Here is a 19,265-nt window from a genome sequence, read left to right as displayed (position 1 = left end):
GGGTCGAATAAACGCCGCCCTTTTGTTGCCTAACAATATATGACTCCCCCGGAGTCATATACATTCCAGGAATATTTTATTCTGAGAGAATGTAATATCTGAGGAGCAATTCCTTTTCTTTTCCATGCCCCATCAAACCAAATAACGAATCAACCGTTTACCTTTTGCAAACACATGCCGGAACATATTACCCGGCTCAAAAAGGAAATAGCACAATGAAAATATTGATTATCGGTGGTAACGGCACCATTGGCAATAAGGTAACCGCGGAATTGAAGAAACGGCACGAAGTAGTTGTAGCTGGGCGGAAAAGCGGAGATGTCAACGTGGATTTAGCCTCGGAAGGCTCTATCGAGAAGATGTTTCAGGATGTTCCCAACCTGGATGCCGTTATCTCCATTGCCGGCGCCACCAAGTGGGGCAATTTCGAGGACCTGACGGAAGAAGACTTTTACATCAGCATCCGCAACAAACTGATGGGACAAGTGAACCTGGTGCGCATCGGACAGCGCTACCTTAAAGATAACGGCTCGTTTACCCTAACGACCGGAATTCTGGGCGAAGACCCGGTGAAAGGCTCGGTAGGTGCTTCCATGGTAAACGGAGGAATCCACAGCTTTGTGATAGCCACTGCCCGGGAACTGAAACGCGGCCTGCGCATCAATGTCGTCGCTCCCGGTTTGGTGGAAGATGCCGCAGAACGACAGGGACACCTTTTCCCCGGCCATCTGCCGGTCACCATGAAACGGACCGTGAGTGGTTATCTTCGTAGTGTAGAAGGATACGTTACGGGAGAAGTTATCCGGTTGTATTAATACTGATGATAATTGGTCGGCATATGCCTGACATTAGCAAATTTCTTCCTTGTTTTCATCCCGGAGGGATAGCATGTTGTTAGCCTCATGTTTAAACGCATCACATGCGCCCCCATCCGGGGTCGAATCACATCATTTGTTCACCTTATCTAACAATATCCGACTCCCCCGGAGTCGAATAGAACGAAAAATAAAATCGCCTCGCTGAGACCATTTCCCGGCAAGGCGATTTTGTTTCTTCTGTTATTGCGGATGTGTCATCTCCAGTGGAATGACCCACTGGTCGAACTCCTCTTCCGACACGTATTTCAATTCCAGCGCTGCTTCCCGTAAGGTCTTCCCTTCCGCGTGGGCTTTCTTGGCAATCCGGGCTGCCTTATCGTATCCGATGTGCCGGTTCAAAGCGGTCACCAGCATCAGGTTCTTTTGGATATTCTCGTTTATCCGGGGCAGGTTGGGTTCGATACCCACCGCACAATGCTCGTTGAACGAGCGACAGGCATCCGCCAGCAGCGTGATACTCTCCAATACGTTGTGCGCCATCACCGGCTTGTACACGTTCAGCTGGAAGTTTCCCTGGCTTCCCGCGAAAGCAACGGTGGCATCATTACCAAACACCTGGGCACAAACCATGGTCAGCGCTTCGCTCTGCGTGGGGTTCACCTTGCCGGGCATGATAGACGAACCGGGCTCGTTTGCCGGAATATTGTATTCACCGATGCCACAACGCGGACCGGACGACAGCCAGCGCACATCGTTGGCAATTTTCATCAATGCCCCGGCCAGTGTGCGCAGGGCTGCCGATGTCTGAACCAGCGCGTCGTGTGCTGAGAGGGCGAAGAACTTGTTGGGCGCATTACGGAAAGGATGCCCGGTAATTTCGGAGATAAAATGCACGGCCCGCATGGCAAACTGCGGATGGGTATTCAACCCGGTTCCCACCGCTGTTCCTCCGATAGCCAGATCGTATAATCCGGGAAGCGAGGCGCGAATGCCTTCCATAGCGAAATCGAGCTGGGCCACCCAACCGCTCATCTCCTGTCCTACCGTTAACGGCGTGGCATCCTGCAAGTGCGTGCGTCCGGTTTTCACAATCGATTGATACAGGTCCGATTTATCAGCCAGTGTTTTTCGCAGCAACTCAACCGAAGTAAAAAGGCGCTTGTGCAACTCTTCAACCAACGCAATGTGCATGGCCGTTGGAAATGTGTCGTTCGACGACTGGCTGCGGTTGACATGGTCGTTGGGATGAACCGGTTTCTTGCTTCCCATTTCGCCGCCCATCATTTCGATAGCACGATTGGAAATTACCTCGTTAGCATTCATATTCGATTGCGTTCCCGAACCGGTTTGAAAGACCACCAATGGAAACTCACTATCCATCCGGCCGGTGATCACTTCTTCGGCGGCAGCCATAATATTGCCGGCAATATCCGACGGTAGCTCACCGAGTTCCTCATTTGCCTGCGCTGCAGCCTTCTTCACAATCCCCAGTGCACGGATAATTGGCGAAGGCCATTGAAAACGCTGGGTTCCGATTTGAAAATTTTGAAATGAACGTTGGGTTTGTGCTCCCCAGTAATGTTCGGCGGGAACCTGAATTTCGCCCATTGAATCGGTCTCTGTTCTGAACTTTTCCATTTTCTGTATATTTTGCACCGGACTTTTGTCTTCCGGCGAATTTCGTACGACATGAACTTGTATTTACTGAACAAACCGGAATGGCAATCGTTGAATAAACCAGTTGTCAAAAACATTTAAAAAGAATAGAATCATGTCATTTGATGAACGCGCCCGCACGTGGGACGACGACCCGGTAAAAACAGAGAGAGCTGCGGCTTTCGCGAAAACAATCATCGAACAGGTTCACCCCAAACCGGAAATGAGTGCCCTGGAATTTGGAGCCGGAACCGGATTACTCAGTTACCAGTTAAAGGAAACATTCGACACCATTGTACTGGTCGATAGTTCGGAAGGCATGATTGACGTATTGAAAGAGAAGATAGCGAAAGAACATCTCTCCCACTTTTTTCCGCTGAACGTCGATTTACTGGAAACATCACCGGACATTGGCCCGTTCGATGCCATTTATACCTTGATGACCATGCACCATATCGATTCTCTGCATGATATTTTGCAGGTATTCCATCGCTTGCTGAAACCGGGCGGAAAGTTGTGTATTGGTGATTTGGTAAAAGAAGACGGCAGTTTTCACGGTAGTGGATTTACCGGACACAAGGGCTTTGACAAGGACAAACTGTCGGGGCTGTTGAAGGAACACGGAATGACCCCGGTACATTACGAAATCTTCTACGAGCTGGAAAAAAAACGGGATGGTGCTTCACAAAAGTTTCCGCTGTTTTCGCTCATTGCTGAAAAGGCTGGCTAGGAAGTCAGGATAGCTTTTCGTTTTACTTTGTTTTTCATTCGTTAGCCACAGAAAAGCGCCAAAACACTGAACAATTCGCCGTGTTGTTTGTCGGAATTAATAGAAGATCGAAACAAATAACAAAAGGATAAAATTATGGATTTAAAAATTAAAGGAAACTGGAACGAATTAAAAGGAAAACTGAAACAGAAGTATGGCGATTTAACCGATGACGATTTAAGCTTTGTGGAAGGCAAAGAAGATGAATTACTGGGTCGCCTGCAGAAGAAATTGAATAAAACAAAAGAAGAAATAGCAGCCGAAATCAGAAAAGAGATTGAAGAGTTGTAAGGAATTTTCTCCGGTTCCCCACCGGAGTATTCCGAACAAATTTATATATTTACACGCCGGAAAGCACGAATCCCACCGATGCTGTCCTGCAGAACAGAAAGACCAAATTCCGGTTTTTATTCCCCCTCAATAATTGCATTTAAACCGTTGCCGGGAATTCCCTTACGGGAAAAAGACTGGTGATTAACAATCGCGGTAACGAAGAATGCTCATTCAGAAACAAAACTTTAAACAGGAGAATAAAACATGAAACGTATTACCATTTATGCATTGCTGATCCTGATGATTGGCTCGGTATCGGCCTGCAAGCAAAAAGCAAAGAAGGCCGATAATAACGATGTGAAACAGGAGATGAAAGATGTTACACAATCGATGAATCAAACCCTGGAACAGAAGAAAGCTGACTTGAAAAGCAAAGCCCAGGAATTACTCGATCAGACCAATCAGAAGATCGACCAACTTAAAGCCAAGATGGACAACCAATCAGATAAACTATCCGAAGATAAAGAGGACGCTTTGAAGAAACTGGAAACACAACGCGATAAACTGCAGTCGGATTTAGATCAATTGAACGATAAAACCAAGGAGCAATGGGAAGAGTTCAAGACACAGTTTAACCAGGATATGAATAATCTGAACCAAAGCGTGAAGGAATTTTTCGATAACGACAAGTAATTCGAAGAACGCAAATAGTTAAAAAAGCGATCAGTTAGCCGGAATGCAGCCATGCTCATTTCGGCTTTTTTGTGCTGTCTCAGAAACAACTCGTCAAAGCCGTGATCAAAAGTTAACGAGCCGTCCAACTTCCGGGGAAGCCGTGATCAAAAGTTAATGAGCCGTCCAATCTCCGGGGAAGCCATGATCAAAAGTTAATGAGCCATCCAACTTCTGGGGAAGCCGTGATCAAAAGTTAACGAGCCATCCAACTTCCGGGGAAGCCGTGATCAAAAGTTAATGAGCCGTCCAATCTCCGGGGAAGCCGTGATCAAAAGTTAATGAGCCGTCCAATCTCCGGGGAAGCCATGATCAAAAGTTAATGAGCCATCCAACTTCCGGGGAAGCCGTGATCAAAAGTTAACGAGCCATCCAACTTCCGGGGAAGCCGTGATCAAAAGTTAATGAGCCGTCCAATCTCCGGGGAAGCCATGATCAACAGTTAATGAGCCATCCAACTTCCGGGGAAACCGTGAGCAAATTCCCATGGGCCGGAAAACCCGACAGCGATCTCCCGAAAGGGACTAAACAATCTTCACCGCCAATGAAACCGGTTGATCGGACCGCCAAAGAACAACAACGCCGAAAGTGTTGAATTCCCCAAAACCTCTCGTTACCCGAAATAAGTTGACTGCTAATAAATGCTGAATTGTAAATTACAAATGTTTAATTGAGCTTCGAAGGTAATTTATAATAGGGTCTTCAGTCTCACTAACATGAGATACATTTCCAACGTTAGCAACAGCAGGAAATAGCGAAGCTGTAACCTGAAATTGCGCAACGGAACCGGTACAAAAAAACCGGATGGAGATTTCCACCCGGTTATGTTGCTCGTTACCGAAGAAATATTTACAAATAAGCAGATACTTTTTTCTCCAGTTTTACAATATCGGCACTGAATTTACGGATACCTTCGGCCAGTTTCTCTGTTCCCATGGCATCTTCGTTCAACATCCAGCGGAAAGATTTCTCGTCCAGCGTTATCTTTTCAATATCGGCATCTTTCGCATCTTCCGGACGAAGTTTCCGTTCGAGGGTTCCTTCTTTGCTTCCCAGTTCCTTCAACAACTTAGGCGAAATAGTCAGCAAATCACAACCCGCCAACTCGATAATCTGTTCCGCTTTGCGAAAACTGGCTCCCATGATTTCGGTCGGATACCCGAATTTCTTGAAATACGTAAAAATATCGGTTACGCTCTCTACTCCCGGGTCTTCCTCTACCGGAATATCATCCACACCCCGGTCCTTTTTGTACCAGTCGTAAATTCTTCCCACAAAAGGAGAAACCAGTGTTACACCGGCATCGGCACAGGCAATGGCCTGCGGCATACTGAACAGCAGGGTCAGGTTACAATGAATTCCTTCCTGCTCCAATATGCGGGCCGCTTCAATTCCTTCCCACGTCGATGCAATTTTAATCAGCACCTTTTCTTTGCTAATACCCACCTCATCGTACAAACGAATCAGTGTGCGGGCTTTCTCAATTGTTGCCGCGGTGTCAAAGGATAAGCGGGCATCCACTTCCGTGGAAACACGACCGGGGACAATCTTCAGGATTTCCCGGCCAAAATTTACCGACAGCTTATCCATGCAGGTGGTCAACTGTTCTTCCTTGCTGCCGCCATGCTCTTTTGCATATTTTACGGCATCCTGTATGAGTGAATCGTACTTCGAATCTTCGGTAGCTGCCAGTATCAACGACGGATTGGTCGTCGTATCCTGCGGCTTAAACTCTTTCATCGATTCAAAGTCTCCGGTATCGGCTACAACGGTTGTTACTTTTTTTAATTGTTCCAGTAAATTCATTTGGTATCTATTTTTTAATACGACAATCTTTCATCTGTGCCTTCCGGCATTTGTAATCTACAACAGATGTAGCCTCCATTGAGTTCGTTCTTCCGGCAATTCAGGATCTCAAAACCACCTGCAACCCGGAATGCCCACAAAAACACCATCAATCAGTTCGTTTTAAAACTAGTTGATTCATCCGGCAACGGGCATGATTTTTATCGCGTCTGATTCTATCTTCCTGCATTCTATACATAAACTTTTAATAATATGGCATACGAAGCATAAAACTCCGTAACTTATACATCGTCTAACTAAAACTACCATGAAATGAATATTTATGTTGGCAGTCTTCAGTACGATGTAACAGAAGATGAATTACGAAGTATTTTTGAAGCTTATGGTGCGGTTGACTCCGTGAAGATTATTATGGACAAGTTTTCCGGTCGTAGCAAAGGCTTTGGTTTTATTGAAATGCCTAATGACGAGGAAGGTGAACAGGCCGTCCAATCATTGAATGGCTCTGAGATTAACGGGCGAAAAGTGATAGTCAATCTGGCTACCGAGAAAAAAGCCCGTCCCCGCCGTTCCGGAGGTTATGAACAAAGGGGTAATTTCCGTCCGCGTCACTGAGGTTTTGCTTGGATTCAGTACAATTTTCCTTATATTGGCGCCGAATGCGGGATTTATGGGATTTCCATTGAACGCATTCAGATTTATTGATTAATAACAAAACGACAGGTTAGAAAACAAAAAGGCGGGACATTTCGTGTCCTGCCTTTTGTTCGTTTTATTGCTTATCCGTTTACCGGAATAACAGGCAAACGGGCTTTGGAGCTTTTATCTCGCTGGTGTAGGTAAGCATACCCGTTTCCGGATTACGGCGGAATGCCACAATGTTATCGCTGTTCTGATTGGCAACCAACAGGAATTTACCATCGCGAGACAACGTAAAATTCCGTGGTGTCTTTCCTCTCACTGATTCGGTTCCTTTTTCCGTCAATTTCCCGTTTTCCGGATTGATCGAAAAAATAACGATGTTGTCCAATCCGCGATTGGAAGCATAAAGGTATTTGCCATCCGGCGAAACTTCCACTTCGGCGCAAGTGTTTTCACCATCGTAATCTTTGGGCAACGTGGAAACCGATTCTTTTACTGCAAAGCTGCCATCCGGTTTCAAAACCACGCGGGTAACCGTACACCCCATTTCACTAATCACATACATATTTTGTCCGTTGGGACCAAAAGCAATGTGACGTGGCCCCGCCCCCGGAGCCATCGGAATTTTTGGCATTTTATATGGCACCAGTTTTCCGTTATCGGCATCGAGGCTGTAAACATACACATCGTCAGTTCCCAAATCGGCAGCGAAGATTCGTTTTCCATCGGGCCCGAAATACGAACTGTGCGCATGCGGTCCTTTCTGACGGTTTACATTGGGACCATGCCCCTCGTGCTGACTAACATCCAGCGCCTTGCTTATCGTTCCGTCTCCATCCAATTGAAAAAGCCCCACGCTTCCGCTGGAATAGTTAGCCGTTAATGCAAAACCTTCCGGATTTACACTCACAAAACAGGGATCCGCACCGCCGCTGGGTTCTTTATTGATAGCTTCCAGATTACCGGTAGTTTGATCTACCGCAAAAGATTCGATATAACCCTGGGTATTCCCGACTGCCGTATTTTTTTCCTGAACAGCCAGCAAGTAATTACCATCAGGTGTTAACGTAACAAAAGATGGATTAACTGAAACTCCGGCCAATGCGTAGTTCTCCAGTTGTCCCGTTTTCGGGTCAAGCTCACAGCGATAAATTCCTTTACTATCGCTCCCGTCAGTGTAAGTTCCGATATAAAACATCATACCTGATTTTGAGTTTTCCTGAGCCACGCCCTTCATGGGTCCAGCGAAAACAGCCACACCGGCCATTAACAGGAGAAAGATATTTTTCTTCATGGATTCAGCATTTAAAATTCGTCTAAAGGTAGCGAATTTGTCCGGCTTCTATTCAGTCTGAATAAGGATGAAATTACTTACTGTTGAAAAAACAGGAATTGCAGGTTACTGGCTACTCCCTCGACATCCAAAAGAAAAGGACTGTCCCTGTCAAGACAGTCCTTTATCAAGCTTTGGTGATTAGGACAAGCTTTCGCTTGAAAAATAATTATGGCTTTTGGTGAGCACCCCAATTACGGTTAGCCCGGTTGCCCATGACTAATACCAGTTTGGCGCCGTTCATTAAATCCGAATGATTTAGAACGGGTTCGTCCAATGGTTTTCCATTTAGCTTTGCCGACTGGATATATTTGTTTTCATCGGAAGCATTTTTCGCTTCCAGCTCAAATGTTTTTCCGTTCGCCAGATGAATTTTCACATCGGTAAACAGTGGACTTCCGATGCTGTAGACAGGTTTTCCCGGCGTAACCGGATAAAATCCCATTGATGAAAACACCACAAACGAGGATAGACCACCGCCATCTTCGTCGCCGGGAACGCCCATCAAGTCATTTCGAAACCATTCGTGTAAAAGAGCGCGAACCAGCTTTTGTGTTTTCCACGGCTCCGCTGCATAATTATACAGGTAAGGAATATGGAGCGATGGCTCGTTGGCCATGGTAAACTGCCCCACGTTTCCGGTTTGATCCGGTAACTGGGTATAAAATTCGCGCTTCCCCCGCCCCATGGGCGTAGTAAACAAGGCATCGAGGTTTTGAGCAAACGCTTTTTTCCCACCCATCAGGTTAATCAGGTCCGGAATATTGTGCTGAACATCCCACCTGTAAGTCCAGCCGTTGTTTTCGTCATAATAATCGCGAACACCTACACCACCTGAAAAGCGGTAATCAAACGGCTCGATAAAATTACCTTCAGCATCTTTCGGATGGAAAAACTGCGTTTCAGGATTGTACAGATTCCGGTAATTGAACGAAGCTTTCAGAAAACGGGCAGCATCAGCTTCCTTTCCCAGCGTATCGGCCAGTTGCGACAAACACCACTCGTCATACGACGTGCCTAACGTAACTGCGACAGCTTGCCGACGCTCAAACGAATTTACTTCCGGAATCGTCTCCTTTTCGCCCGGCTTCAGCGCGGGGATGTAACCATGTTTCTGATAAAAAGCCGATAATGCACCGGCCGGTTTTCCTGACCACGGCGCCAATGTTTTTTCCGTAATTCCTTTTTTACAGGCTTCGTAAGCCTTTTCCAAATCAAAACCATGCAGGCCTTTCCGGTAAGCGTCCAAAACCGACGCTACACCATGATTGGAATTCATTCGGCGGCTGTCACCTGTAATTTCCGGGAAAGTCGGCATCCACATATGCGGCATTTGCTCCGCCATCAAGACAAATGAATTCAGAATATCGTTTTCCCTTTCGGGATTGACCAAAATCCGAAGCGGATGCAACGCCCGGTACGAATCCCAAATCCAGTCATCGGTGTAAAACGGCTGTCCACCATCCGAATGCACCAGGTGATCGAACGCACTGTAATAACGTCCGTCTTCCGAAATACAAACGGGACGTTCGTAGCAACGATACAGCGATGTATAGAATACTGTGCGCTCATCTTCCGTTCCACCCTGAATTTCTATCTTTCCCAACTCATCATTCCAGACTTTCCGCCCTTTTGACTGAAGTTCAGCGATGGTTTTCCCGGCTACTTCGCGGTTCATGTTTTTCTCAGCCTGTTCAGCACTGATAAACGAAATCCCATAGTGCAACTGCAATTCTTGTTTTCCTTTCGGGAAGTTCAGTATCAGACAAGCATTTTTCCCCGATGCATCGGAAGCAGTAAGCATTTTGCCGTCCTTCAGCACCGAAACCTTTTCCGGCCTTTCATCCGGAATGAGATACAAAAAGACGCGCGTATCGTTTCCAATCAGCTGCCACCCGGAAATCGCTTTCCCGTCCCATTTCATTCCGCCATTGAGCGAATTCAAAATTATTCCAGGCGCTTCCTCCTGTTCAAACTTCAAAGTATACATGGCCGATTGATGTGCTATGGCAAAATCAACATTGATTTGGGCTTCATCGAGATAAACCGAATAGGAATAAGGTGTAATCTTCTCCTGATCGTATGAAAAGGAAACAACCGGTTGGACATCTTTCGGGTTTCCCTGAAAAGGGCTCAGATTAAACGCCGAAGCACCACGATGACTCGTTACTTCGAGCGGCAAACCGTGGAGCCGGACACTCGTATAATCGGCCCTCTCAGGATAAACACGCAACAAGCTATTGGGCAGGTGTATGGTAGGATATGTGGGTACCAGCATATGACTGATGTTTCCCATATACGGATTGACATAATCAACCGGTGATTTGACTGCAGATCCCTGTTCCTGAACCTGAGTAACACATCCAACCATTAAAACAAAAATTCCAATAAGCCAGCCTTTCAATATTTTCATCGTGCTCATTTTAATAGCTTACAACAGAAACGGGGCGGTCTTTCGGTGCTGTTCCAAATTTCTTATTCGGCCGTTTCCCCATCACAAATTCGAGTTGACCACCGGAGATGATATCCTGATACGTAATATAGGAATGTGTATACGGTTTCCCGTTCAACCGGACAGACTGGATATAAATGTTCTTACCTCCTGCATTTTTTGTCGTCACCGTAAATTGCTTCCCATTAGCCAGGTTGATAGTGGCTTTTGCCAGTTGTGGCGAACCGAAACAGAATACGCTGTTGGCCGGATTGACCGGATAAAAGCCCATCGAACTGAAGAGGTACCAGGCCGACATCTGACCACAATCTTCATTGCCGGAATAGCCCGACTGTTGATCAGTATACAATTCATTCTGAATTTTGGCACTGTAAAACTGGGCTTTCCACGGTTCGCCAGCAAAGTCGTATAAGTAGACAATGTGGTGACTCGGCTCATTTCCGTGGGCATACTGCCCGATAAAGCCCGACGCATTACCGTTGACATCTCCAGGCTTGGCATTGAGCGTAAAGAAGGTATCGAGCTTGTCGACAAACATCTTGTCGCCCCCCATCATATCGATAAATGAATACACATCCTGCGGAACATACCACAAATACTGCCAGGCATTTCCTTCGGTGAATGGAAAACCGCCATTACCACCATATTTCAATGGATTAAACGGTTCAATCCAATTGCCGTTGCTGTCTTTCGCCCGGAAAAATCCGATCGATTTATCGAACAGGTTTTTATAATCATTGGAGCGATTCAGGAAAAACTGATAGTCGTCTTCATGACCGAGTTTCTTTGCCATCTGCGCTACGCACCAGTCATCGTAAGCGATTTCGAGCGTTAGTGAAACAGACTGGGTCTGCAAGTCTTCCGGGAAATAGCCATACTTATCCAGAATGTTGAATGGTGAATTCCGGTGCGAAGTCGTCGACGATGCCTTCACAGCTTCATAAGCTTTCTGGTAATCAACTCCCGGAATTCCCTTGAAGAAGGCATCGACGATAACCGGAATAGCGTGGTTACCAATCATGCAGTAATTCTCTTGTCCCCACAATTGCCAGATAGGCAAATAGCCATACGTTTTGTACTGGCGCAGCATAGAATTAATAAAAGCTGCGGTTCTCTTCTGTTGTACCAGCGTGTAAAAAGGATGAGCGGCCCGATAGGTGTCCCACAATGAGAACGTACTGTAGTGCTTTCCATCAGGCGCATGCCGGATACTGTTATCAGTTGCCAGGTAATTACCCGAAACGTCGGCAATGTTGTTGGGTTGAATAAACAAGTGATATAAGCCGGTGTAGAAAATCCGCTTCTGCTTGGGCGTTCCCTCTATGTCAACACACGAAAGCTCCTTATTCCAGCTTTCGTTGGTTTGCTCGACGATGCCGTCAAAATTGAAATCTTTTATCTCTGCTTTCAGATTCTCGCGTGCACCTTCGGCTGATACCGACGAAAGTCCCACCTTGACCAATAACGGTTGCGAATTATCCTTATCAAAATTCAACACCAACTTCAAATTGGAATTATTGGCTACCGGAATATTCTCAAAGATATTCCTTCCGGCTTTAAAAGCGTGCGAATGGAACGGACGGGAAAATTCGGCCCGGAAATACACTTTCCGGAGCGGAGCCCAGCCTGAAATAATACGGTATCCTTCGATGGTTTTCGAATCGACCACACGGGCCTGGGCTTCGATGATTTTGCAATAGCGATACGGACTGTTCCTGACCAGCGAATGATCAAGGTCAATCATCAGGTGAACCGGATCGGTATTCGAGAAAGTGTAGCGGTGCATTCCGCAATGCTCTGTTGCGGTCAGCTCTGCCTTAATATGATAGTCATCGAGAACGACGCTATAGTAACCGGGATACGCTTTTTCTGTCTCATGCCGAAATGCAGAACGAAATCCTTTTGTTTTTCCGTCATCGCTCCCACATTGCCATTGAATATCACCCTGGTAAGGCATGAACAAAAAATCATAAAGGTCAGGACAACCAGTTCCACTCAAATGCGTATGGCTAAAACCTACAATGGTTTTGTCGTTATAATCGTAGCCACTGCAAGGGTCGTCGGGATATTCTCGTGTATCAGGGCTAAGCTGTACCAATCCGAAAGGAGCGCAAGCGCCCGGAAAATTACTTCCCGATAGGCTTAAGCTATCAACAGAGCCAGTTCCAATAAATGGGTTGACATACTGCGTATATTTTTTTGTTGATGTTGGTGGAACGGAAGCAAAGCTCAATCCCTGCCCGATAAAAAGCAGAATTCCAATCGATAGAAATAAATGAATTTTTCTCATGTACATAGGAGAGTCTTTTATGAACTGTTTATTAATCATAGAGAGGTTTTAGGTATGCAGATTATTTCCGACGATCCACTGAAACTTTATGTTTCAAGTCGCCTGTCTCCTGATACGTAAATACTTCAGATGAGATACAGCTTTTATTCGTTACTGTTCCTGGCAAGGATATCAAAGAATGGGTAGAAAAGAAATAATGACACACACAACTTCAGTATAAGAGGACCATCCCCTAAAACGGGGTATGATCCTCTTCCTACTTACTGTATTCAATTATTTACTTGCATAACCTGCATTCTGGGTCAAATTCGGGTTACGCTGCAACTCGTTCAATGAAATCGGGAATACCAGGTCGGTTTCTTTAAACGTGGCTCCTGCTGCGTTCTGTGCGCCAATCAGGTCAACATAAGTTACTTCGCCGGGATTGGTTGCTGAGATAACCGGGAATTTCATCGTACGGACGCAGTCATCCCATATTTTGAATTCCAACGGGAATTCGCGGATTCTTTCAGTCCAGCAAGTTTCGATGAACTCCTGCTTCGACAACGCCATTAAGCCAGCTTTGATCTGGTCTTCTGTTTCACCGTTCATGTTAGCCCGCACTTGTATTCTGGCAAGATAGGTAGCGGCTTCATCCGTTACACCGTCAGTCTGAGCGATTGATTCAGCATAATCCAGGTAGGCTTCAGCCAACCGATAGAAGTTCCAGTCTTTTGTACCTTTTCCGGTATTCAATACAGCATTTTCATCGTAATAATACCAGCATCCCGCCTGTCCGTCGGGAGCTGTCCAGGTTTTACCATTATTCGGGTTGGTATAATTCCAATGGAAGAACTGGTTAGGTTGAATACGCAGATCATCGGTCGGATATACATTCAGGAACTGATCAATCGGTCCATAAACCCGCTCAAAAATCGAATAGGTTCCGAATACGGCTGTCGCCGAAGATGAAAATGCATAAGTTGGCCACCAGCTGCTATTGCTGATACTTTCATCATATTCCTGCGCATAAATAACTTCGTCCAAATCGTCAGTGGAACGCAGTTGATTGTACGCGCTACTTTCCGTCATGTCAGTATTCGCGGTAAGCGAATGAGGCGAATCGATAACCATTTTCGCATAAGTCTTCGCATTGGCATAATCACCCCGGTGAAAATAGACATCAGTGAGAACCATAGCAGCGACATACTTGGTAATCCGGTGGCCATTAGCAGCAAATGTTTTTGCCGGCAGAGCATCGATAGCAGCTTTCAAATCAGATTCTATCTGAGTATAAACCTGCGCAGATGCTGTTCTTTCGGGATAAAGATTTTCCAGATTGGCAGGCTCCAAAAGCAGCGGAACGTCGCCAAATGTTTTTACCAGGTAGAAATAATTGAATGCCCGGAAAAACATGGCTTCAGCGGTCAGCTGAGCTGCGGTTCCTGAATCCATGGTAATATTGGGAATGCTTGCGATGGCATTATTAGCCACGTTGATGGCATTATAACAGTTGTCCCAAATATCATCCGAAGTATCTGATATCTCGTTCGTATGTTGCTGACGCGTCAGCAAGCGGGAATATTTACACACCACTTCCTGTCCTTCGTAGCTGTTACTGAAATAACCGGTCAACATTCCGGTGATAGAAGCTTTGGGTCCGATGTAAGCACTGGAAGCATAAGATATGCGTCTGGGTGCCCCGTTTCGGTATAAGTAGTTTACGTTTGCCGTTGCCTGAGCTTCTGTTTTATAATAATCAACCTCCGTCAGTGCAGATTTGGGACTTTCATCGAGAAAGTCATTACACGACGTCATAAACAGAAGGCTCACTGATAAACATATTAATATCTTTTTCATAGTAGTCTTCATTTTGGATTTTAATTAAAATGTTACGTTTAGTCCCAATGTCCATGTTCTGGCCCTTGGATATGCGTAAAATGTCATGTTCTGTCCGAACTTGGCACTCCCCTGGGAAGTTGATTCCGGATCGTACCCGTTGTATTTACTGGAGCAGATCAAGAATGCATTGTTCACATTCGCATATAAACGTAATTTCGAAAGACCAATGGCTCTGCATTGCTTGTCAGAGAAGGTATACCCCAGTTGTATAAGATTACCTCTTAAATAAGAACCATCAGCAATCCAACCAGAATCCACCGTTGTGTTCTGTCCGGCATGTCCTGAATTTGTCAGATAAATGGCTTGTTCCATCGTATTGGGGTTAGTACCATTATACGCATCGTATAAAATGTTGGTCAAACCGTTGGTGATACCAAAACGGTCGTAGGTCGGGTGGTAAAATTGCTGCATCGTTTCTACACCCCAAACAAATTGCAGATCAACAGTTAAGTCAAAATTCTTATACCTGAAATTGTTAATGAGACTACCTGCCCAATCGGGCATTCCTTTACCGATAATCTCTTTTTCGTTAGTCCTCTTCGCCCTACCAATCTGGCTCTTCTCGCAGTTACCCGCTTCATAATCTTCAATGGTGTAAACACCTAACCTGCGGTAACCATAGAAACTACTCAGGTTTTCACCGACCCGCAAAATACTTTCTGAACCACCAACCCAATAATTCAACTCGATATCTTCATCGTTTTCGCCAAGGTGAAGAATCTTGTTTTTATTGTAGTTCAGGTTCAGTGTAGCATTCCATTGAAAATCGTTCGTGCGAACAGGCGTAGCATCCACCATGATATCAAGTCCCTGGTTTTGTACCGACCCGATATTTTTGTATATCGAACCAAAACCCGAAGACGTTGGCAACGGAGTATTCAGTAACAAATCGGTTGTTTTTTTGTGATAATAAGAGATATCGAAGTTCAGCTTATTTCGGAACAAACCTAAGTTAAAGCCCATGTCCCACTGTGCTGTTTTCTCCCATTTCAAATCCGGATTTGCCATCGAGCTAATATAGGAGTATGGTGCTCTCGAACCATCCAGTAACTCAGTTCCTGAGTCAACCGATGCTAACGAACGATAGGGCGAAATTTCAGAGTTACCCGTCAATCCGTAACTGGTATGAAGTTTCAGAGTACTGATGGTTGCATTGTCTTTTAAGAAGTCTTCCTGTGATACAATCCAGGCCAATCCCGCAGACGGGAAGAACGCATATTTGTTGTTCTTTCCGAATTTGGAAGAACCATCATAACGACCGGTTACCGTTGCCGAATACTTGTCATTATAGGTATAAGCAACACGCAGGAAGTAGGAATTCATTGCCCAATTTTCGTAATAGGAAGAGGGAGCTGAAGGAGTTGTACCGGCACCCATGTTATACCATTCAAAGAAATCATCACTGAATCCTTCGGTACGCGAACCATCGGAATTATATGTGCGCTCTTGCCACGAAAGACCTGCCATCGCATTCAGGCGGTGCATGCCAAATACTTTCTGGTAGGTTAAATAAGTTTCTTCCTGCCAGTAAAATATATTTTCATGATCGATATAAGCCCAACCGTTCGGCATGGATATGTTATTCAAAGAGATAGAAGAATACCCCTTGCTGGTTATATTGTGGCTGTCGATACCAAATTGAGTTTTCAGATCAAGACCATCCAGCAAATGGAAGGTTAAGGCTGTATTTCCGAAAATCTGTGTGTTGTACCTCATCCGTTTCTGTAGATCCAGAATCATCACAGGGTTCGACATTCCTTCGAATCCAAAGGTATCGGACATGGATGAGCTGGCAGAAGTAGTGTAATTACCATTCGCATCGCGCAGAGGTAACCAGGGCAACATCTCAATCATCGTACGACGAGCTTCCTGTCCGCCGCCTGTTTCCGGAGTATAACGTCCCCATGTATGGTTCACCGATAAATTAAGGGAAGTAGACAACCATTTCGTCGGATCGCCGTCAAATGCCAGTTTAGCATTGACACGTTTACTGTACGTATTATTAACAATACCCTCCTGATCAGTATAATTCAGGAAAGCACCGGCTGAAGAATTTTCACCGGCTTGCTGAATATTCAACTGATGATTTTGAGAAAAAGCGGTCCGGGTGGCTTCTTTCTGCCAGTTGGTATCATACAGCGGATTACCCTGTGCATCAAAGTAGTTCGGGTCAGTAAACCAATCCGTCCGGTCAAGCGACCAGTTGTAATCCATGTATTTGTTCTCATTTTCGAGACCAATCATGAAAGCGTCGGTCCACTCCTGCGCATTTAGCACATCCATATAACGGGCCATGGTACTCACGCTGGCAGATCCCTGGTAGCTTACCGTAGTTCCCTTGCCATGCTCTTTTCCGCGTTTGGTTGTCACCAGAATAACACCATTGGCACCACGGGCTCCGTAAATAGCCGCCGAAGAAGCATCTTTCAACACTTCAATACTCTCGATATCATTCGGGTTGATCAATCCAAAATCCTCCATCACAACGCCATCCACTACATACAAAGGAGCCGACGAAGCATCGATGGTAGACATACCTCTGATAACAACACGACTTGAATAAGCTCCGGGCTGCCCCGAGTTGGAGAAAATATTGACACCGGAAACCTTTCCTCTCAAATTATCCAGTGCACTGAAACTTTGGTCTTGTACCAATTCCTCGCCTTTTGCCTGGGAAATGGAACCGGTTACATCCTGCTTACGCATGGTACCATATCCAATCGCTACCACTTCCTGAATTCCGTATGTCTCCCGTTTCATGGTAACATCGATGGTTTCACGCGATTGCACTGCAACGTCCTGTGCCACCATTCCGATAAAAGAGAATACCAGCACATCAGAGTCACCAACATTGGATATCGTATAGTGTCCGTTCGTATCGGTAATCGTTCCGGAGGTCGTTCCTTTAACGACGATGGTTACTCCCGGAAGCGGGACTCCATCTTCATCCGTTACCGTACCATTTACATTGTGTTTATCCTGTTGTCCGCTTTGCGCTGTTTCAACAGCTCTTTTGGAAATCACAATATTGCGGTCAACGATTTGATATTTGTATTTCGATAAATCCAGTACCTGGGAAAGAATCTGGTCAATGCTGGCATTTTCTATCGAAAGACTATACCGCTTCGTGAGGTCCATCTGATCGGACTTAAAGAAAAAGCCAAATTCAGAAATCTTCTCTATTTGATCGAAAACCTGAACGATGTTGGCATTTTCAACCTGGAGATTTAAGCGCACCGCCTGTGAGTAGGTCTTCGCCGACAGGGTCATGGCGGAAAGAAGCAACAGGAATCCAGTTAGTTTCATGGTTAGGTACAATTTTTTTAGCCCGGGGCATAAATTGCCCGGGAATCTTCGAAAATTCTTCATAGATTTGAACTGTTTGGTTTACAATAGAGCAGTCTTATTTGCGATTCTCTGATATAGAGACTGCTCGGGATATTAAATTCACATGAACCGGGAAGGGTGCCACCCTCCCGGTTTTTTGTTGATTTAGTTGATAGTTAGTGCATAGGCAATCGTTTAATATTCTTGTTTAGTTACTTTTCTTTTCTGTTGATATCGTAATAATGTCAGGTTCCATTTTATTTTCCTGAATGCTGTAATGCAAATGAGTTGTGATATTCAGCATTTTCAGAACATACGAAATCGAAGTCGTCCGTTTGATGTTCGCCGTATACCGGTAATCTTTAATCACATCGTCAGCAAAACGGAAACGGACACCGTACCATTTCTCCAGCTCGTCGCAGATATCTGCCAGTTTTTCATTCCGGAAGACAAACTTACCATCCATCCAGGCAACGATGGTCGACGGGTCGATCTCCTGTATTGACATCCGCTTCCTTGCCTTGTCATATACAGCCAGTTCTCCCGGCTTCAATTCACAGATTCGCTTCAAATTATTACCTGAAAGAATCTCTGCACTTCCTTCGATAAGCGTTGTTTCGGTAACCTCATCATTGGGATAGGCCCGAACATTAAAACGCGTACCTAAGTCACGGACTACCATGTTTTCTGTCTGAACCGAAAACGGATGCTCTTCATCATGCGCTACGTCAAAACAGGCCTCGCCCACAAGTTGAACATTTCTCTCTTTCGAAGTCTCGTGATAAACCACTTTACTGCCCGAATTCAGCCAAATTTGTGTTCCATCGGGCAAAGTCATCTGTGAAATGCTGCCAATCGACGAAGCAAACTGCTGGGTAAAATCCACCTGCTGCTTTCCGGGCGACCAGAACTGGTGAGCCAACCATCCTACGGAGAGCAACACCGTAACCATCGCTGCCCGTCCAATCCAAATACGGGTCAGACTCCGGATTCCGTTTTTTTTCATTCCGCTAACCTTCTCCTTCAGATTTCTGTATTCCTCATCCAGATTTAGCTTTGGCTCTTTTCTGCCGGCAGTTGCTCTCACCCACAAACTTTTGGTCTGATAAAATTCCTCCTGAAAGGATTCATCAGTGGCCACCTCCTCGTAATAGGCTCTTTTCTCCTCCTCGCTTGCCGTTCCCGACAAAATTTTTGATAATAATTCGTCTGACATCAATTATTTCTATTTTCTTTCAATACAATAACTTTTCTGAGCCTCTATTCTCACACTGCTTCTGATAAAT

13 protein-coding genes are annotated in these 19,265 nt (G+C 45.4%); 5 read left to right on the top strand and 8 right to left on the bottom strand.

Annotated elements, in window-relative coordinates; genetic code table 11:
* The first annotated feature begins 215 nt into the window (after window positions 1-215).
* A complete protein-coding gene (locus GJU87_RS06385) occupies window positions 216-815 on the top strand; it encodes a short chain dehydrogenase (RefSeq protein WP_153638764.1) in 600 nt (199 codons plus the stop codon).
* Between the two features lie 243 nt (window positions 816-1,058).
* On the opposite strand, the gene fumC is transcribed toward GJU87_RS06385, so the two are convergent.
* Window positions 1,059-2,456 carry a class II fumarate hydratase gene (gene fumC, locus GJU87_RS06380; RefSeq protein WP_153638763.1) on the bottom strand — a complete coding sequence of 466 codons (1,398 nt, stop codon included), beginning with the start codon at window positions 2,454-2,456 and terminating at the stop codon, window positions 1,059-1,061.
* 133 nt (window positions 2,457-2,589) lie between these two features.
* On the opposite strand from fumC, the gene GJU87_RS06375 reads away from it, so the two are divergent.
* The 3 genes from GJU87_RS06375 to GJU87_RS06365 all read left to right on the top strand — a co-directional run bounded on the left by GJU87_RS06375 (window position 2,590) and on the right by GJU87_RS06365 (window position 4,209).
* Entirely contained in the window at window positions 2,590-3,204 is a 615-nt protein-coding gene (locus GJU87_RS06375) for a class I SAM-dependent methyltransferase (RefSeq protein WP_153638762.1), read from the top strand.
* Between the two features lie 135 nt (window positions 3,205-3,339).
* Window positions 3,340-3,534 carry a CsbD family protein gene (locus GJU87_RS06370; RefSeq protein WP_228491879.1) on the top strand — a complete coding sequence of 65 codons (195 nt, stop codon included), beginning with the start codon at window positions 3,340-3,342 and terminating at the stop codon, window positions 3,532-3,534.
* Window positions 3,535-3,780: 246 nt separating this feature from the next.
* The gene (locus GJU87_RS06365; protein ID WP_153638760.1) at window positions 3,781-4,209 is read left to right on the top strand and encodes a hypothetical protein; all 429 of its coding nucleotides are present in this window, start codon (window positions 3,781-3,783) and stop codon (window positions 4,207-4,209) included.
* Between the two features lie 888 nt (window positions 4,210-5,097).
* On the opposite strand, the gene tal is transcribed toward GJU87_RS06365, so the two are convergent.
* Window positions 5,098-6,054, bottom strand: a complete 957-nt coding sequence (gene tal, locus GJU87_RS06360) for a transaldolase (protein ID WP_153638759.1) — start codon at window positions 6,052-6,054, stop codon at window positions 5,098-5,100.
* A 312-nt stretch (window positions 6,055-6,366) separates the two neighbouring features.
* On the opposite strand from tal, the gene GJU87_RS06355 reads away from it, so the two are divergent.
* On the top strand, window positions 6,367-6,669 hold the full coding sequence (locus tag GJU87_RS06355) for an RNA-binding protein (RefSeq protein ID WP_153638758.1): 303 nt from the start codon (window positions 6,367-6,369) through the stop codon (window positions 6,667-6,669).
* A gap of 172 nt (window positions 6,670-6,841) precedes the next feature.
* On the opposite strand, the gene GJU87_RS06350 is transcribed toward GJU87_RS06355, so the two are convergent.
* From GJU87_RS06350 to GJU87_RS06325, 6 genes are all read right to left on the bottom strand, one after another.
* Window positions 6,842-7,990 (bottom strand): lactonase family protein, encoded by a 1,149-nt coding sequence (locus tag GJU87_RS06350; protein ID WP_153638757.1) that lies wholly within the window; start codon window positions 7,988-7,990, stop codon window positions 6,842-6,844.
* Between the two features lie 208 nt (window positions 7,991-8,198).
* A complete protein-coding gene (locus GJU87_RS06345) occupies window positions 8,199-10,442 on the bottom strand; it encodes a GH92 family glycosyl hydrolase (RefSeq protein WP_153638756.1) in 2,244 nt (747 codons plus the stop codon).
* Between the two features lie 10 nt (window positions 10,443-10,452).
* The gene (locus tag GJU87_RS06340) at window positions 10,453-12,771 is read right to left on the bottom strand and encodes a GH92 family glycosyl hydrolase (protein ID WP_153641366.1); all 2,319 of its coding nucleotides are present in this window, start codon (window positions 12,769-12,771) and stop codon (window positions 10,453-10,455) included.
* A 273-nt stretch (window positions 12,772-13,044) separates the two neighbouring features.
* A complete protein-coding gene (locus GJU87_RS06335; protein WP_153638755.1) occupies window positions 13,045-14,610 on the bottom strand; it encodes a RagB/SusD family nutrient uptake outer membrane protein in 1,566 nt (521 codons plus the stop codon).
* 24 nt (window positions 14,611-14,634) lie between these two features.
* Window positions 14,635-17,958: a TonB-dependent receptor gene (locus tag GJU87_RS06330; protein WP_228491878.1), complete on the bottom strand. Its 3,324-nt coding sequence runs from the start codon at window positions 17,956-17,958 to the stop codon at window positions 14,635-14,637.
* Between the two features lie 229 nt (window positions 17,959-18,187).
* A complete protein-coding gene (locus GJU87_RS06325) occupies window positions 18,188-19,195 on the bottom strand; it encodes a FecR family protein (protein ID WP_153638754.1) in 1,008 nt (335 codons plus the stop codon).
* Window positions 19,196-19,265: the final 70 nt, after the last annotated feature.

Origin of the sequence: Prolixibacter sp. NT017 (genome assembly GCF_009617875.1) — a bacterium.
Taxonomy (GTDB): domain Bacteria; phylum Bacteroidota; class Bacteroidia; order Bacteroidales; family Prolixibacteraceae; genus Prolixibacter.
The sequence above is the reverse complement of the archived record's forward strand: the minus strand, read 5'-3'. Positions and strand labels throughout refer to the sequence as shown.

Bases quoted from the DNA above. Each gene is read 5' to 3' on its own strand.
- GJU87_RS06385 (WP_153638764.1), top strand. From the start codon at position 216: ATGAAAATATTGATTATCGGTGGTAACGGCACCATTGGCAATAAGGTA.
- fumC (WP_153638763.1), bottom strand. From the start codon at position 2,456: ATGGAAAAGTTCAGAACAGAGACCGATTCAATGGGCGAAATTCAGGTT.
- GJU87_RS06375 (WP_153638762.1), top strand. From the start codon at position 2,590: ATGTCATTTGATGAACGCGCCCGCACGTGGGACGACGACCCGGTAAAA.
- GJU87_RS06370 (WP_228491879.1), top strand. From the start codon at position 3,340: ATGGATTTAAAAATTAAAGGAAACTGGAACGAATTAAAAGGAAAACTG.
- GJU87_RS06365 (WP_153638760.1), top strand. From the start codon at position 3,781: ATGAAACGTATTACCATTTATGCATTGCTGATCCTGATGATTGGCTCG.
- tal (WP_153638759.1), bottom strand. From the start codon at position 6,054: ATGAATTTACTGGAACAATTAAAAAAAGTAACAACCGTTGTAGCCGAT.
- GJU87_RS06355 (WP_153638758.1), top strand. From the start codon at position 6,367: ATGAATATTTATGTTGGCAGTCTTCAGTACGATGTAACAGAAGATGAA.
- GJU87_RS06350 (WP_153638757.1), bottom strand. From the start codon at position 7,990: ATGAAGAAAAATATCTTTCTCCTGTTAATGGCCGGTGTGGCTGTTTTC.
- GJU87_RS06345 (WP_153638756.1), bottom strand. From the start codon at position 10,442: ATGAAAATATTGAAAGGCTGGCTTATTGGAATTTTTGTTTTAATGGTT.
- GJU87_RS06340 (WP_153641366.1), bottom strand. From the start codon at position 12,771: ATGAGAAAAATTCATTTATTTCTATCGATTGGAATTCTGCTTTTTATC.
- GJU87_RS06335 (WP_153638755.1), bottom strand. From the start codon at position 14,610: ATGAAAAAGATATTAATATGTTTATCAGTGAGCCTTCTGTTTATGACG.
- GJU87_RS06330 (WP_228491878.1), bottom strand. From the start codon at position 17,958: ATGAAACTAACTGGATTCCTGTTGCTTCTTTCCGCCATGACCCTGTCG.
- GJU87_RS06325 (WP_153638754.1), bottom strand. From the start codon at position 19,195: ATGTCAGACGAATTATTATCAAAAATTTTGTCGGGAACGGCAAGCGAG.